This is a genomic window from Candidatus Diapherotrites archaeon, assembly GCA_030688545.1.
Classification (GTDB): Archaea; Iainarchaeota; Iainarchaeia; order Iainarchaeales; family VGJJ01; genus VGJJ01.
In genome coordinates this window covers 130,017-145,722 of record JAUYHT010000006.1, presented here as the reverse complement: position 1 = coordinate 145,722, position 15,706 = coordinate 130,017, and the positions used below count along the sequence as shown (strand labels likewise).

17 protein-coding genes are annotated in these 15,706 nt (G+C 53.0%); 8 read left to right on the top strand and 9 right to left on the bottom strand.

All coding sequences use genetic code 11. From position 1 onward, the window contains the following. Positions 1-67: 67 nt before the first annotated feature. From Q8P05_03690 to Q8P05_03675, 4 genes are all read left to right on the top strand, one after another. A complete protein-coding gene (locus Q8P05_03690) occupies positions 68-475 on the top strand; it encodes a hypothetical protein (GenBank protein ID MDP2666576.1) in 408 nt (135 codons plus the stop codon). Between the two features lie 3 nt (positions 476-478). Continuing rightward, on the top strand, positions 479-940 hold the full coding sequence (locus Q8P05_03685; protein MDP2666575.1) for a hypothetical protein: 462 nt from the start codon (positions 479-481) through the stop codon (positions 938-940). Between the two features lie 77 nt (positions 941-1,017). Further along, positions 1,018-1,782 (top strand): helix-turn-helix domain-containing protein, encoded by a 765-nt coding sequence (locus Q8P05_03680; protein MDP2666574.1) that lies wholly within the window; start codon positions 1,018-1,020, stop codon positions 1,780-1,782. 38 nt (positions 1,783-1,820) lie between these two features. After that, on the top strand, positions 1,821-3,482 hold the full coding sequence (locus Q8P05_03675) for a glutamate--tRNA ligase family protein (GenBank protein ID MDP2666573.1): 1,662 nt from the start codon (positions 1,821-1,823) through the stop codon (positions 3,480-3,482). Positions 3,483-3,957: 475 nt separating this feature from the next. Here Q8P05_03675 and Q8P05_03670 read toward each other — a convergent pair whose 3' ends face one another. Beyond that, positions 3,958-4,488, bottom strand: coding sequence for a hypothetical protein (locus tag Q8P05_03670; GenBank protein MDP2666572.1), 531 nt, complete (start codon positions 4,486-4,488; stop codon positions 3,958-3,960). Positions 4,489-4,572: 84 nt separating this feature from the next. On the opposite strand from Q8P05_03670, the gene thrC reads away from it, so the two are divergent. Both thrC and Q8P05_03660 read left to right on the top strand, forming a co-directional pair. Then, complete coding sequence (gene thrC, locus Q8P05_03665) at positions 4,573-5,532, top strand: threonine synthase (GenBank protein ID MDP2666571.1); 960 nt, start codon at positions 4,573-4,575, stop codon at positions 5,530-5,532. Between the two features lie 175 nt (positions 5,533-5,707). After that, a complete protein-coding gene (locus tag Q8P05_03660; protein MDP2666570.1) occupies positions 5,708-8,014 on the top strand; it encodes a S16 family serine protease in 2,307 nt (768 codons plus the stop codon). 39 nt (positions 8,015-8,053) lie between these two features. Here Q8P05_03660 and rpl12p read toward each other — a convergent pair whose 3' ends face one another. The 3 genes from rpl12p to Q8P05_03645 form a co-directional block, all read right to left on the bottom strand. Further along, positions 8,054-8,356 carry a 50S ribosomal protein P1 gene (rpl12p, locus tag Q8P05_03655; protein ID MDP2666569.1) on the bottom strand — a complete coding sequence of 101 codons (303 nt, stop codon included), beginning with the start codon at positions 8,354-8,356 and terminating at the stop codon, positions 8,054-8,056. A gap of 87 nt (positions 8,357-8,443) precedes the next feature. Then, positions 8,444-9,292 carry a 50S ribosomal protein L10 gene (rplJ, locus tag Q8P05_03650; protein MDP2666568.1) on the bottom strand — a complete coding sequence of 283 codons (849 nt, stop codon included), beginning with the start codon at positions 9,290-9,292 and terminating at the stop codon, positions 8,444-8,446. Further along, entirely contained in the window at positions 9,289-9,969 is a 681-nt protein-coding gene (locus tag Q8P05_03645) for a hypothetical protein (protein MDP2666567.1), read from the bottom strand. Before Q8P05_03645 ends, rplJ begins: the two co-directional genes overlap by 4 nt. Positions 9,970-10,082: 113 nt before the next feature. On the opposite strand from Q8P05_03645, the gene Q8P05_03640 reads away from it, so the two are divergent. Continuing rightward, the gene (locus Q8P05_03640; protein MDP2666566.1) at positions 10,083-10,934 is read left to right on the top strand and encodes an NAD(P)H-hydrate dehydratase; all 852 of its coding nucleotides are present in this window, start codon (positions 10,083-10,085) and stop codon (positions 10,932-10,934) included. A gap of 235 nt (positions 10,935-11,169) precedes the next feature. Here the strand turns inward: Q8P05_03640 and Q8P05_03635 are convergent, their stop codons facing one another. From Q8P05_03635 to ftsZ, 5 genes are all read right to left on the bottom strand, one after another. Then, on the bottom strand, positions 11,170-11,640 hold the full coding sequence (locus tag Q8P05_03635) for a 50S ribosomal protein L11 (GenBank protein MDP2666565.1): 471 nt from the start codon (positions 11,638-11,640) through the stop codon (positions 11,170-11,172). Between the two features lie 23 nt (positions 11,641-11,663). Then, positions 11,664-12,671, bottom strand: a complete 1,008-nt coding sequence (locus Q8P05_03630) for a glycosyltransferase family A protein (protein ID MDP2666564.1) — start codon at positions 12,669-12,671, stop codon at positions 11,664-11,666. Positions 12,672-12,683: 12 nt separating this feature from the next. Next, positions 12,684-13,124 carry a transcription elongation factor Spt5 gene (locus Q8P05_03625; protein MDP2666563.1) on the bottom strand — a complete coding sequence of 147 codons (441 nt, stop codon included), beginning with the start codon at positions 13,122-13,124 and terminating at the stop codon, positions 12,684-12,686. Positions 13,125-13,196: 72 nt separating this feature from the next. Further along, entirely contained in the window at positions 13,197-13,385 is a 189-nt protein-coding gene (locus Q8P05_03620; GenBank protein MDP2666562.1) for a protein translocase SEC61 complex subunit gamma, read from the bottom strand. 6 nt (positions 13,386-13,391) lie between these two features. Then, positions 13,392-14,567 carry a cell division protein FtsZ gene (gene ftsZ / locus Q8P05_03615; protein MDP2666561.1) on the bottom strand — a complete coding sequence of 392 codons (1,176 nt, stop codon included), beginning with the start codon at positions 14,565-14,567 and terminating at the stop codon, positions 13,392-13,394. Between the two features lie 318 nt (positions 14,568-14,885). Between ftsZ and Q8P05_03610 the strand changes: the two genes are divergently transcribed. Then, positions 14,886-15,692 carry a hypothetical protein gene (locus Q8P05_03610; GenBank protein MDP2666560.1) on the top strand — a complete coding sequence of 269 codons (807 nt, stop codon included), beginning with the start codon at positions 14,886-14,888 and terminating at the stop codon, positions 15,690-15,692. Positions 15,693-15,706: the final 14 nt, after the last annotated feature.

Here is a 15,706-nt window from a genome sequence, read left to right as displayed (position 1 = left end):
AGAATAATAGTAAGCAATCTGCTACATAACACGTTTTCTTTTTATCCTCCCCCGCCCTACGAGACGCATGTCCATAACCCTCGATTTAGCCATTCCCCTTCTTCTGCAAACCAATTTGTTTGGGGACCTGGAATTGGTGCTCAAGATCGTGGGATTGCTTTTCATCGTATCATTTGTGCGCAATCATGTGCCTCATCCTTTGCTGGCGTTGGGATTGATTATCGGGTTGAGCGTTTTCCTGCTGTTCGATTTCTGGAGGCTTTTCGGATCCGGGGTCTTTCTCTATATATTGGTCCTATTCGGAGCCACGGGATTGTTCATCGACTTGGGTTTTTTGGGAGGTTTTTCCAAACCCATGCAGGGAATGGAGAAGCATGCCAAAGGGTTAGGGAAATCCATGCAGGCTAAACCAGGTGGAGGAGGGAAACCCGTCTCCACCGCGTACCAAATGATGCGCCAACCCCGGGGACGATAACCTATGTCACGGGATGAATTCAGAAAGATCCCATCGCGGGAAGAATATAGCCGGCGGGAGAGTCAAGAGGAAGGGCGTCCGCGCGAGGAAGAAGAACGACCTTTCCGTCCGCGCCAACCTAGTTTTTTAGAAGGGCTCAAGAACAACCTCATCATTGGGGTCATCTTCCTGATCATTCTCCTCATGTTGGTGCCGCATGCTCTCGAATTCATCTTCCCCCAATTGGGGCTGATCATCAAGCTCGTCATGATTTTTGGAATCTATTCCTTTGTCAGGGAATTCCTGGGGGATAGTTCCCTCACCTGGCTCATCACGGGAATTTTGGTGTACATCCTCGTCTTCAAGTATGGGGAGATTTTTGCCTCACTCTGGTTTGTATCCATCGTGTTGGCCACCCTGTCAGGAACGACATTGGTGATCATCGCCAAAGACTTCCTGGGATTCGGGCCCAAGCATGGGGGATGAGGGTCGCGACCCAAGAGGAAGGTTGGTTTAAATATGGGGAATCCCCTTCTCATGCAGTAACTGCTTCGGGTAACAAAATGAATCAACCATTGGCTTCCTTCCTTTCCGAAATGGGCCTCACCGAGTACGAGGCCAAGACCCTCGCGGCGCTTTTTCATCTGAAGGAAGCCGAATCTCCCGAAGTGAGCCGGGCCGCTCAGGTGCCCAAAACACGGGTGTATGATGTATTAGATAAACTCGTCGAACGGGGATTGGCTATTCCCATTTTTTCACGTCCCAAAAAATACCGCGCTCTCGACACGCGCGAGGTGTTCACCAAACTCATGCAGGCGAAGCGCGGTCAATTGGAAGTCCTGGAAAACCGCGCAAAGGAATGGGAAGCCACTCTGGCTAATCAAACCACGTCATCCGCTCAAAATGAGGAAAATATATTCAAAGTGAAATCGAGGGGAGACTTCTACAAGATTTTGGCGCAGGAGATAGATACCGCCCACCAGGAAGTCATCGGGCTAACCGCCCTGGATGTGCATCATCCCATTCTCCATGATTCGCTCCGCCGCGCCGCTCAAAGGGATGTGGAGGTTAAGCTCGCGGGGGAACACCCCAATAGTTTTCTGGAGGCCCTCCCCCATTTAGGGGCTGACCATAAAATACACGCCCAACACGCCCACCATGGACTGCACGCCTACATCATCGATGGGAAGAAAGTGGTTATGATGCTCTCCGACATAAAAAAAGACCAACCTGAGTACCATTTCAGTATCTGGAACCACCATCCCCCCCTCGCGGAAACCCTCCGCCACCAATTCGATCGGGTCTGGAACCCCCCAGCCCCCATCTGAGGGATTGGGTTAATTACCTATGGGGGTGAATGAAGTTTATGCCCATGCTGGATGAGGACGCCTACCGGTATGCCATCCGCAATGCCCATGCCCATTCTGGAAAAGCGGAGGTGGGGGCGCTCATAGGGAAGCTCAAGGCCTTGCATCCTCAAACAGACGTGAAACAATTGGTTCCCATCGCCCAGGAGGCCGTGGCGCGGGTCAATTCAATGGACTCATCAGCAATATCGGGAGAATATACCCGTTTCGAAAGCGAAGGGTTTGAACTCCACATCCCCGAGAAGAAGGGGGGATTGGAGGATTTGGCATGGGCGGATCATGAGCCCGTGAACACGCGCTATGCTCCCAACCCCAGCGCTCCCGGTCACTTGGGTCACTTACGCCCGGCTTTATTGAGCCATCGCTATGCGTCCAAATACGGGGGAACATTCCTCCTCCGCTTCGATGACACCGACCCCAAGCTCAAGAAGCCCATCGCGGGGGGTGAACAGATGTACTTGGAGGATCTCGCCTGGTTTGGGATTGCCCCCGACCAGGTGGTGCGGGCCTCTGATAGGTTAGGGTTGTATCACGATTACATGCGCCAGCTCGTGGGAATGGGCCACGCCTACGTGTGCACCTGCGCCATCGAGGGATGGCGGAAGTTGACTTTAGCTAAAAAAGCCTGCCCCTGCCGGGAGGAAGAAGCAGGAATCCAATCCCAAAAACTGGAGCAGATGCTCACCCATTCCTTCAAACAAGGAGAAGCGGTCCTCCGCATCAAAACGGATTTGACCCTGGATGATCCCTCCCAGAGGGACTGGTGGGCCGCCCGAATTGTGGACAATCCCCACCACTACCGGGTGAAGGACCAATACCTGTGGCCCTCCTACAATTTCGCCTCGGCCATCGATGACCATGTGTTGAACATCACCCTCATCATCCGGGGACAAGAACATTATCAGAACATGCTCAAACAAAAATGGGTCTACACCCATTTTGGGTGGGCGTATCCTCATTCCTTCCACCATGGACGATTGCTCATGACGGGAACGGATTTGAGCAAGAGCAAGATGCTCGAAGGGATTCTGAACGGGAAATACACCGGGTGGGATGATCCTCGTTTGTTCACCATCCGCGCGCTCCACCGGAAAGGATTCCATCCCAAGGGGATTGAGGATCTTATCTTGGATCTGGGAGTGAAGCCCAGCGACACCCATCTGGATCTTCAACTATTGGCGACATTCAACAAACCATACGTTGAGAATAGTCCTTCCATCCCATTCATACAAGATCCCATCCAATTGAACGTGGATTTTGTTCCCCAAATGGAAGTGGAAGTGGATCAACAGACCTACACATTGAAAGAGGGAACCCAATCCTTTTTGGTTCCCAAATCGGATTTGGCCAATGTGAAAATGGATGCCACTCTCCGATTGCGCGGGGCCTACATCGTGAAAATCAACCAAATGGACGATTACAAATGGAACGCCGCCTTCGTGAGCACCGCCAAAATCGCCCACACGCACCAAGTGCCCTGGCTCATCGAAGGGGTGGATGTGGAAATCACCATGCCCGACGCCACCATACAATACGGCGTGGCCGGGCCCCCCATCCTCAACCTTCAAGTGGACGACACAGTATATTTCCCTCATAGGGGGTATGGCCGAATCGACTCCAAAGCGGACGGAAAAATAGGGCTATGGTTCACGCATCCATAATTCGACTTTTTTTTTTATTAAAAAGTTCGATCACTTTTTTCCAAAGGTTTTATCAATAACAACTTATTTTCAAAAATCATAGTCTGGGTAAATGGAGGATATCCCGCCTTACAGAGGAGGGGAATCATCGCGGGTAGTTTGAACGGAGTTGAGCCAAATACAATCGAGCCCAATCTTCTCGACTGAAAACTTTACTCACTGCTTGGGTGAACAACCTGGAATCTTGCGTGTTCCGTCGCGCCAGAAAATCTCGTCCGCCTTTTGTTGCTAGCAGCGACCTTAATTGGACGCCTTTTCTTATCCATACTATATTACTCTTCCCGAGGGAGACGGTTTCTAATGCTTGATGATGGGCTGCTCCCAAAGGAATTCTGCGCCTGCGTCTAGGAACCATGGGCTAATCACCTATTCCAAATATTAAAAAGAGCGGGTTTTGGTCAGTGGGGGGAGAGATGAGTGGACGCGAGACATAGGCTCATTCCGCCAGGGCGCGGTAGGCACGCTTGAATGCTATGAAGAATTTCTGGCTTGCGGTGGCGTCGCCGATCGTCTTATTCATCTCAAAGATGAATTCCCTGGTGGGGGTCAGTCTGTCTTTGCTCTCCCGGATGTAATCCTGGGCGAAGGCATCGGCCTCTTCGGTCATCATGGCCAAGGTGACCCGTCGACCTACATCCGAACGACGCGGAATTCCCGCTTCTTCCAAAGAAGATTTGGTGGCAAACCGGCGAAAATAAAGTCGGCGCACCCCTTCAAGATCAAGTTGCTCGCGTGGAGGGAAATAAGCCCCTTTAGGTATGCGCGCTCGTTCGCGTTCCGTTAGTTTACTTGCTTTCTTGGGGGTCATGGGTTTGTTGCCCCTGCTGCCTGAAGAACGAGAGGAGGCCAATAACCGATTGTGAACCGCTTCATACAATCCCGGGGGATGGGAACTTCCCCCGAGATGACGTTCGATGATAGCTTTCTGAGCGCGGGGGGAGTAAACCCTTCTTTTAGGTGTGCCCATGGGGAAGAGGAAAGGGTTTTCCTATTTAATGGGGGAGGGAAATGTTTTGATCGCCATTAAAAAGAGGTCAATCCTCCCAGGTATATGTCCACCGCCCCCGGCATCTGGCGATATGCCCCTCATCTTCCCGATCCAGGGAAAAGGAATATTGTCTCCATGGGGGAAGGGAATACTCCTCTTGTTCCATCCATATTTGATGGAAAAACATCATTCAAACTAGAGTTTGCCAACCCCACGGGGAGCTTCAAAGATCGTGGATCCACGGTGGAGGTGTCTTTCGCCCGTCAAGGTAAATATGATGAGGTCATCTGTGCCAGCACCGGAAACATGGGGGCGAGCATCGCCGCGTACGCGGCCCGCGCAGGGATTAAAGCGACCATTTGCTTGCCTGAAAACGTGCCACTCCATAAGATTAGTCAGATCCAGGCCTATGGCGCGCGCCTGGTGAAAGTTAAAGGGGATTATAATCAAGCACTTAAGAAAACATGGGCGTTGGCCTCCCACAAGAAGAACGCCATGCTCACGGGAGATTATCCCCTCCGCATGGAGGGGCAGAAGACATTGGCTTATGAATTGGTTGACCAATGTCGGGGGAAAATTCCCCGACAAATTATCGTTCCCATCGGAAATGGGACTCTGATCACGGCGCTTTTCGCGGGTTTTCGAGAGATGAAGGAGCGAAAAACCATTCCTGAGATGCCTCGACTTATAGGGGTGCAGGCCGCGGCGTGCGCTCCCCTCTATCACGCCTGGAAAAAGAAAACCCTTCGGTTTGATCCCATTTCGCGCCCCAAAACCATGGCGGGTGCCATCGCCTGCGGCAACCCCATCTATGGGCAGGAAGCCCTCATGAGCGTGAATGCGAGCGGGGGAACTATTTTCACGGTTTCAGAGGCGCGGTTGAAACAGGCTAAGGTTCAATTGGCGGAAAGAGAAGGGTTGTATAGTGAGTACTCGGGGGCCGCGACCTATGCGGTTTTGAATGATCATCCGTGGAAAGGAAAAACCATTGTTATCCTCGGAGGGCATGGGTTGAAAGAATAGCCCGGACTTTTTAGGAAAAAGTTTCGTCAAAAAAAGGGGATATACCTTCCTCTTTAGTCGTCCTGGGAAGTTGATTCATCGATGATCTAGGCGGGTCCATGTCTCTGCATAGAGGGCGTCAATCCCCTGGGGAATCAGGAGAATATATAAAACCCCGGAACGTTCTTGGAGGGTGATGAATCGTTTTTTTTGGCTCGTTTTGGGACTGCTTCTCCTCACAACCGTACCGGTGCAGGGGGTGCTGAGCAGTTCTTCTATTCCTGTATTCGCCGTGGCCCCGGATGGCACCGCGCTCACGGCGGATCTGCAATTGCAAGTCGTTCCCGGGTCTGGACAGATATGGTCATCCGTCTCAGGCCCTTTAGTGGGAACAGCCACGCAGAGCACGGAGAAAATTGCCGTGCGGGTGGCGCAGAACTATTCTCCCACCGCCAAAAATTTTGATTATTTTTTCTCCATCAAGAGCGAGGCCTCTGTGGTAGATGGGCCGAGCGCGGGGAGCGCCATGGCCTTGCTGGTCATCGCCGCTCTCCAGGACAAACCTATTCCCATTCACGTGGGATTGACGGGCACCATTACTATCAAAGGGGAAGTGGGACCGGTGGGTGGGGTGTTTGAGAAGGCGAAAGAAGCCCATGCGAATGGGGTTAAACTATTCCTAATCCCCAGTGGGGAATCGCGGCAAGTCGTTAAACTCCCCGGGGGGGTACGCACCATCAACCTACCCGATTACGCATTGGAAGAATGGGGGATGAAAGTGATTGAAGTGGCCACGTTGGATGAGGTGCTCCAGTTTGCCTATACCGATCCGGACGATCTTGATATATCGGAAATAAACCCACCAGAACCAGAGACTTTTATCCCTCCTAGGATAGATGTATCTTCCTCTATCCAACCCCTAGGGGAAATGAACACCCGCATGATTGCTCAGACCCGCGCGGTCATATTGGAGGCGCGGACCGCCCTATCCAATTCCCTGCTCGATGATCCAGGGCTCATTGATGTGCTGCATCGCAGTCTTTCGGATTCAGAAAAAACCATTAACGAGGCGGAATTGCTCACGCAGAACGGGTATTATTATTCCGCTGGGAACTTCGCTTTTCTTGCCAAGGTGAATGCCTATTTCGTATTGGATGTGGCGGCGAATCCTGAACTTTTGGATAAGGAATCGGACGAATTGGATGTGAAAATAGGGGAGATGTTAGATCGGGTGGAGAAACAACAGAAAATACTGGATCAAATCATCCCCGTGGAGGGAGTGGAATGGTATATTGCGGCCCAGCAACGGTTGACGTGGGCGCAGGAACAATTGATTGATTTGCGCAGCGGGGAAATTATTATTGTCGTTACGGAAGATGCCCAATATGTGCAATCGGTGCAACGCGTGCAGGATTATGAGTTTGCCCGCGCCTGGGGGGAATCCTCCCAGGAATTCTATCGCATTGGGGTGCAACAATCCCGAAATGGGATCACGACTCAATCGCCCTTCATGGATTACTATGCCGATTTCGTGGACAACGCCACGCAGGGGTTGACGCTCATCCAGGGGGATGCCACGGACGCCCAACGACGATTGAACGCAGCCATCTTGGACAGGGAAATGGGAAGGCATTTGTCCGCGGCCATGAATGGGGCTTCGGCCCTGGCCCTGGTCAACGCCGAGCTCATGGCCCAGGACCCTAACACGGATTTGCGTTCGGAGCTGGAGAATCACATTGCTGATCTGGAGAAAAAGATGACTGGTAAGGATTTCGCGTGGCCCAGGCTTTACCTGGACCATGCCCGCTTCTATCTCAATTCGGCCGATCATTATCGAGAGGAGGGACAGGGAACGCTTTCCGCGAGCAACATCCGGAGTGGATTAACCCTCGCGCTCTTGGCTGACTATACCTACACCGTCACCGAGGATGTGACCAAATACTATCAGTCATTGCCCTCCTCCCGGTTTACGCCATTGTCCTCTGATTTATTGAATGGGATTGCCCCCCTTCCCCTTACTGTAGGGCCGGATGGGAAAGGAAGTGTAACTATTCCAGGGGGGAAGGTCCTGGACTTGGTGACTGTGCTCCTCATGGTGGGAGTGGTGTTGGCGGTTTTTCTGGTGGGGATATCCATTTACAAGACCCGTCGGGGACCTCACCACTATGCCGCGGCCTCTACCATCTTACCCCCGGAGAGTGCCTTATATCGCGTGGATGAATTGGAAGCGCGGCTATTCGCCGCCAAGCAGGGGATGCGGCACGCCCAATTCCAGCGGGCACAAGGAAAGATGCCCGAGAAAGAGTATGCGGTGCTTGCCAAGCATTACCAGACGCAAATCAGGGACATCAGCACCCAATTGCGGAGCGGAATGATCGCCCTGCGCGCGGGAGAGAAAGGAAAAACCATCCGCCCCCCTTCCGTGGGGAAAAATACTCGGAAACAGTGGCCCAAAAATAAGACTCAAAATTACCCGACTTCTTCATCTAAAAAATCTGGATGAAAAAAGAGTATGGGGGAGGGTTTCCCTCCCCCGCCGGCATTACCCAAATAGGGATGCCAGTCCGGCCGCGGCCTCTTCCTCGGTTTTCTTCTCTTCCTTGGGTTCGGCTTTGGCTTCCGCTTTCGCGTCCCCTCCGGCAGCCGGTGCGGAGGCTGGGGCGGCCACGACGGCGGCCTTTGAAATCGCCTCGTCGATGTTGACATTCTGCAAGCTGGCGACCAAAGCTTTCACGCGGGCGGCATCCGCCGTGATACCAGCGGCTTCCAGCACCTTCATGACAGCGCTCTCGTTGATCTCCTGCTTGGCCGAATGCAGCAGCATGGCGGCATATACGTATTCCATGGCGTGTCACCTCGGTTTTTGGTTGTCGATCCTTTTTTTCATTTTTGATTGATGGATGACTGTAATAAAGGAGAGGAAAGGAAATCCTTATCCGTGTTCCTCCGGGAGTTGAGATTTAATTCCCTGCGCAGCACGCTGGGCTTTTCCCAAAACAGCTCCCACCGTGTCGGGGGTGAGGATGTTGCCTTCCAATGCCACCGCTTTGGATTCGCGGAAGGCCTGCATGAGCAACATCTCGGTGACGCGCGGGCTGTATACGCGGGCGTTGAATGCCAGGTTAAAGGCGTCCTGCTCGGCGCGAATGAACGACGCGAAGACGGCGTCTTCATCGATGTCCAGTAAGTTGGCGGGATAAAGTTGGTTTCCTTCCAGGGCGGACATGACATTGAGACGTAAACGGATGGGCTTGATCCCCAATTTTCCCAATACGTTAGCCACGGGGGCGGAAATGGGTTCGCCCTTTTTGGCCACCAGCTTATCAGAAACGATGGCGATGGTGGCCCCCTGCACCTTCACAACCAACCCGGCCGCTTTCAAATCCGATAGCGCGGGACCGGGTGGCAGACCCGTGTCCCCGGCCGGAATGGTGATGTCTTCGGGAGCCAGTTGGCCGACTCGTGCGGAAACCTTTCCCGAGGATTGCTTGATGAGAGAAAATAATTCGAATGGATTCACCCGGCTGAATATGAGGGCCGCGTTTCCTTGCACATTTTCCTTGAGCTTAGATTCGACCCCCGCTTGCTCCAGGGCACGGTGCATCATCTTGCGTTTGGAAACAGTTACCACTGCTTTTCCCGCGAGTCGGGTTTTGAGAGATCCATACAGGTTGGCTGGAAAATCCTTCAGGTCAGCGACGGCGATGACCGGGTATTCTTTCGCCAGCGTCACGAGGCGCGTGACCTCTCCTTCCTTCCATGCACGGGTGTGGCGAGTCATGAAGTCGCCTCCGCTGGAACGGTTTTGGCCCCAACCATGAGAGCGGGAGACATGGTCATCTTGATCAGCACACTTTTGATGTTGGTCTCCTTATTTCCTATGGCCGGGAGCACAGCCTGATAAACGGCCAGCGCATTCTCCGCGATATCCTCATCGGGCATCTCCTCCTTACCCACTGAAATATGCACGAGAGGCATCGACTTTCCTTTACGATTGGAAACCTTCACCACGGATCGCATCTGGCTGGTCAGGGATTGGAGTTTCTGTTTGTCCAGGGGGATAGGGGCGGGCATCTTGCCCTTGGGAGCGAGAATTTGACCTAAATATTTTCCAACTGTCAACATCACGGGCCCCTCCGCGAGGAAACCCGCGTATTGGTTCACGAGCTCGGAGGCCTTCTTCTTGGAAATGGATTTGATCTGGTCTTCCAGGATGATCATATCCACAATCCCCTTGGCTTCCTCCGCGAACTGCTTGTCACGGACGAACAATAGAACTTTTCCTTGTCCCGATTTAACAGGATGAGGGAGCTGAACATCCACATCCACCTGGTTGTCGAGCTTCTTGAAATCGATATTCTTGAAATTAATGGTCATGTCAATGGTCTGCTTGAATTGGCGGGGTTTCGCCGTCTGGCGGAGCTGCTGCAGCGTCTTGATCACGGCCTGCTTTTGCATGCGGATAAACCTCCCACTCTCGAGTGGTGAAGCGGCTTCCCGATTGCGAGAACCAGAAAGTGAGCCAATTGCGATTGGTAAGGATTAAAAAGCCGGGCCCTGGCATCCCCTTCATGAAAGGGTTTAATCCCCAAAAGAAAATCACCCATTTTTGGACACGGAGGAAAAGGAATGCCCATAAAGGAAACCATGGGCGGGTGCTCGTCGTAGGGGGTTCTCCCCCCTACGCCGGGGCGCCTATCCTAGCCAGCATGGCCGTATTACGCGGAGGAGGGGATTTGGTCACGCTCTGCGCGCCACAGGCTATTGTTCAAAGCGCCAATGCGGGTTTTCCTGACATATTAGGAGCCCCCCTCCCTGGCTTATACATAAATTCTCGTCACGTGTCTCATATCCGCTCCCTTGCCAGGGAAAACGACGTGGTCCTGGTGGGGAATGGGGCGGGGGACCAAAGCCTACCGGCGCTCCGAAAACTCATTCCCATGCTCGTGCGGGATGGCACCCGGCTCGTCGTGGATGCGCATGCCTTCCACGCCATGCCTCGAGGATTGAAAGGGTTGAACCACTGCATCGCCCTTCCACATGTGAAAGAATTTCACCTCTGGACGGGTATGGATGTGCGGGGTCTTTCAATTCCCGCCCGCAAAAAAAGGGTGCGGGACATGATTGGGAAGAATGACCTGGTCATCAATCTCAAGGATTGGCGTTCCGTGATCGTGGGGGGAACAAAAACTTATATCAATAAGACAGGCAACCCCGGGATGACCAAAGGGGGATTCGGGGATGTCCTGGCCGGATTCACCGCGAGCTTCTGGGCGCAAGGAATGCCCCCATTCGAAGCCGCCGCGTGCGCCGCATGGTTGAATGGACGAATGAGTGATAGATTGAAAAGAAAAAAATGGTACGGGTACATCGCCAGCGATATTCTTGAAGAAGCGCGCACGCTCACCAAACGAACTTTTTAAGAAACCAAGCAAAACCATGTTTTGCGGGCATCGTAACAACCCTTTTTCCACTGGAAAAAGCGTTGACGGAAAAATAGTGTTTACGATGAAGTTCGATCAAAAAATGAATACCATTTGAAAAATAGTTTTGCCAAAAATGGATAATTGCTTTATCGTTCATGACTCTTGGCTTTTAGTTTTTTGTGAAAGGAGAGGATTGAATGAAACTAAAAAATAAAATATTCGGGACACGCCATCATACCAATTGCGCATCGTATTTGCCAGCCGCGAAGTCCTGCTGGGCCTGCTTCGGGTGCACCCCATCAATGGTGACGCCCATGGAATGGCACGTGCCGATGATCTCCCGGCACGCACTACGCACGTCATACGAATTGATTTTTCCCAACTTCATCTCCGCAATCTTCTTCACCTGGTCGAAGGTTAGATTTCCCACCATCGTGGTCTTAGGGTTGCCCGTTCCTTTGGGGATGCCGGCTTCCTTGGTTATTAACGCACTTGTGGGTGGGCTCCCGACAGAAATAGTATATTTCTTGGACACGTCAATATCAATGGTGACGGGCACCTTCATCCCGGAAAAGGATTTGGTTTTTTCATTAATCTCAGAAACGATTTTACCCACGTTCAATCCCAAAGGGGCCAGCGCGGGCCCTAAAGGGGGCGCGGCCGTGGCCTTTCCCCCATCGATCAACACTTTCACTTCGGGCATTCCCATCTTCCCCCAAAAAACACTTATAAAGCCAATTGCTCGCTTCCCGCCGCTTCCTCTACTTTAGGGTGCTCGGTGAACCAATAATAGGTAAAGAAGAATGGGTAGGCGAGGTCTCGAATTCCCATGTAGGCAAAAACCCAAAGGGCTTGGGAAAAGGTGAATGTTCTCCCTCTGAATGAAATTAAATATCGAATCAGGAAAAGGATGGACAATATGACGAGTGCCAACAACCAAAATTCTTTCATCAGAAAGAAAAAGATCGCGCCTACGGCCACCCAGGTAATGAGCGCCTGCTTCCATCCCCCCTTTCCGACGATTCCGTATTTCCGATAGTAGGTTTTGGGAAACTTCTTGGCCAAGCGAATCTCACCCCGCGTCATTCCCAATTCTCGAAGGATGGCTGCCGGTTGGGTGAAACGGGTGGGATGGAAAACAAGGATGTGGGGATCGAAGGGCACCTTTCCAAACTGCATAGCCTTGTAGGCGAGATCGGTATCCTCGCGGAAGAAATGATATGCCTCATCAAAGCCCCCTATTTTTTCTAAAATGCCCTTACGAAACGCATAGTTGCAGGCCGGAAACTCAAATCCTTTTTCATTTCGCGTCGCATGCGAGAGGAGGGGGGTGTTATTCCCGGTAGTTCGGCCCTCTACTCCCACCGCATCCGGATGAGAATGGAAAAAATCCTTTATTTTTTCCAGCCAATCGGGAGCCGGCACCACATCATCATCCGTGAACGCCACGATGTTACCCAGCGCCCGGCGAATGCCCTCATTGCGTTTAGCATCAGGCCAGCGAGAACCTATTTCGTGATAATGAAATGCGTGCTTGGCCAGTTTTTTGTTTTCGTCGGCAACAGCTTGCAATGTCGTTGGGGGGAACCCGATCACCAATACTTCATATTGGGACGCGGGAAGGGTCTGCTCGCGTAGCGCGCGAAGGGTCTCGCGTAACGAATCCGGGCGGTTATGGCCTGCGATTACTACGCTGATGAGAGGTTTCTTCTCTCCTTTGGTCGGGCGGACCATAAAACAAATCCTTCATTCCTTGATCACGCGGATGTGCTCCGCTTTGATGGTCACCGGGATCTTCACCGTGGCCTCGAGCAATTCCACGGTGACCTCTTCCTTGGTATCATTCACGCGGATGACGCGGGCTTTCTCTCCTTTGAATGGTCCGGAGATGAGCTCCACTTTCTGATCGGGTTTGATGCTTTCCATGAGGGGTTTGCTCGCGAACACCGCGCTCAATTCCTCGATGTTTATTTTTCCCGCCACGACCCCGCGGCCCTTTACTAATGAGAGGCCGGCGATGGCTCGCTGGACGGTATTCTCATGATCCCCCTCGATCAGGACATACCCCTTTAACCCGGGCATGACGACGATGCTGTAAATTTCCAACCCTTCTTTCTTGGATTTGGCGGCCACGAGGTCCATGAGCATGGTCTCCTGTCCCACCGTGGTGCGCACCGTGTAGATCATAGGTTTCTCTTCCCCTGGAAATGGATAAATCGTATGAGAGGATGGGCCCCACAAGCCTTTAAAAAGGACGCCTCAAAGGAGATTCTTGATCAAAAAACTCACTAATTCCACGGCGAATCCGATGATCCCCAACACCAGGATTCCTAACGCGGTAATGCGGGCCATGCTCTTGTACTGATTCCCATCCGGTTTCTTGCTCACCGTGAGCACGCGTTGGGCGCCCGTGAGAAAATCATTCCAGCGCTCCTTGAGATTGAACATGTTTTATCACTCCGTAAACTCGATATCCAAATCCACCCGTTCAGCCCCTTGAGTGGGCACGCTGTCGAGGAAAGGGATTTTTCCCCCCGCCACAACAACCATGGCTTGGATCTGCGACCGGGGAATACTCTCATCGATCATCGCCCCCCAAATGATATGGGCGTTACCATCAATGCGCGAGCCCACCACTTCCACGATCATCTCGGCCTCGCGAAGGGTCATATCCGTGCCCCCAATGACATTAATCAATGCTTTCGTGGCGTGGGAGATATCCACATCCAGCAAGGGTGAAGTAAGAGCATTCTCCACCGCTTCCAACGCGCGCGCGTCGCTCGCTTTGTCAGCCCGGCTCTCCCCCAACCCAATTAGCGCCGCTCCCCCTCGCGAAAGGATGGTGCGCAAATCCGCAAAATCCAAGTTGATCAATCCTGGTTTGGTGACCATCTCGGTGATTCCCTTCACCGCATTCACCAACACCTCATCGGCCACCTTGAAGGCCGCGTTCACTGGCAAATCAGGAGCGATCTCCAAAATCTTGTCGTTGGGAATGATGATAACGGTATCCGCTTCCTTGCGCAAGCGGTTCAATCCTTCTAACGCATTCTCGATGCGCGTGCGCCCCTCCACAGTGAAAGGGAGGGTAACCACTCCCACAGTGAGGGCGTTCAACCCTTTCGCCACGCTCGCAATGACGGGGGCCGCTCCTGTTCCCGTACCTCCACCCATACCACACGTAATGAAAACCAAATCGGAGCCTTGCAACAACTCCTTCAATTCTCCCTCACTCTCGCGCGCGGCCGCCTCTCCTACTGACGGATCGGATCCCGCTCCCAATCCACGCGTAAGCTGCTTTCCAATCAAAATTTTCCGGGTCGCATGGATATGCAACAAAGCCTGCGCATCCGTGTTCACGGCGTAGGTTTCCCCGCCATCCAAACCCACTTCATTGAGGCGCTGCACCGTATTGGTTCCCCCGCCCCCGACACCGACCACGGCGATCTTGGCCTGGGATTCATTGAGGAATTGGCGGATGGACTCCTCATCCTTGGCGGTGAAATCATTCCGAATAGGTTGAGGGGGTTGCGTTTGGGTAATCGAATCGGGATTAACGGCCCCACTGGGCATGAAACCGGATTGGTTGGACGCGGCGCGCTGAACCCCCCGTTGAAAAATGCTCTCCATTCCCACATCACCCCTCATTGTTCCCCAATGCCCCCGGAGCATGGGTTATGCACCATACTACCGGGTGCAAGGTATTAAATCCTACCCCTGCACATGCACGATTTCGATCGTGCGCCCCGATGGACGTGGGAGGGTTACACCCTCCCAGCGGCCGGAACGACTCTGAATCCACACGACGATGATAATCGCTTTCGATCGTGCGCTCCGAGGGACGAGGGGGATTCTTCAATCCCCCGGCGGCCGACAGGAGTCAAATTCCGTCCTTTTATGCAAGGGGGGGTAGCGGCCTTTCTTAAAGAGGGAGCGCCAAAAGGGCTCATGGACAAGCGGGCCGTGGCCATGGTGGTGGGACTCATTCTCATATCATTGGGAATTCTCTTCTGGGTAACCCAGTGGGAGTTGCCCATCGCCCCAGATGCCTCGATGGATGCCCCTGAATGGGTGTTGTTGCAGCCAGGAAAATGTACCGTGCTCCCCTGGAGGGAACAATGGGGGATTGAGAACAATCGCCCCTATGCTCAATTCCCCGTGGAAGAGGAATTGTCCTATGTGCGGGCATTCTATGAAGAGCGGGACATTCGCGTGCTGGACATCCAATTGGCCTACCAAAATGTGGATGTGACCTGCACCGTGTGCGGGTGCCCCGAACCATTCGTCTTCGGCCTATTCACGTATCCTCCGGATGCCGCTCGGCTCGCCCTTTCTGGATTCCGCGTCCTTGACCCGGGTGACCCCACGCTCATCACGGGCCCCTTATTCCGCCAGGCGGTTGACAGACCCATTGCGCCTGTGTCCTCGAGCGAATGCGCCCAGATCTTTTCCACGGGCACGTTCATCGATGGGTTATTGGGAAACAAGAAAGAATCCTGCTACATCCAGGCTGCTATTTCTGCGCGGGACGGGGACATTTGCTATGCTATCCCGCGCACCGAGGCACGGGACACCTGCTTCACGGAAGTGGCTATTGCCCGGAGGTCAGCGTCTGAGTGCGATCGCATAGTATTCATGGGAGCCAAGGATGCCTGTCTCATCGCCGTGGCCGGGATCACCCGAAACGCTTCATTGTGCGGAAATGTTTCCAGTGAAACATCGCGGGCGTACTGCATCGCGGCCTCAACACCTTGAATAAAAAGAGGACA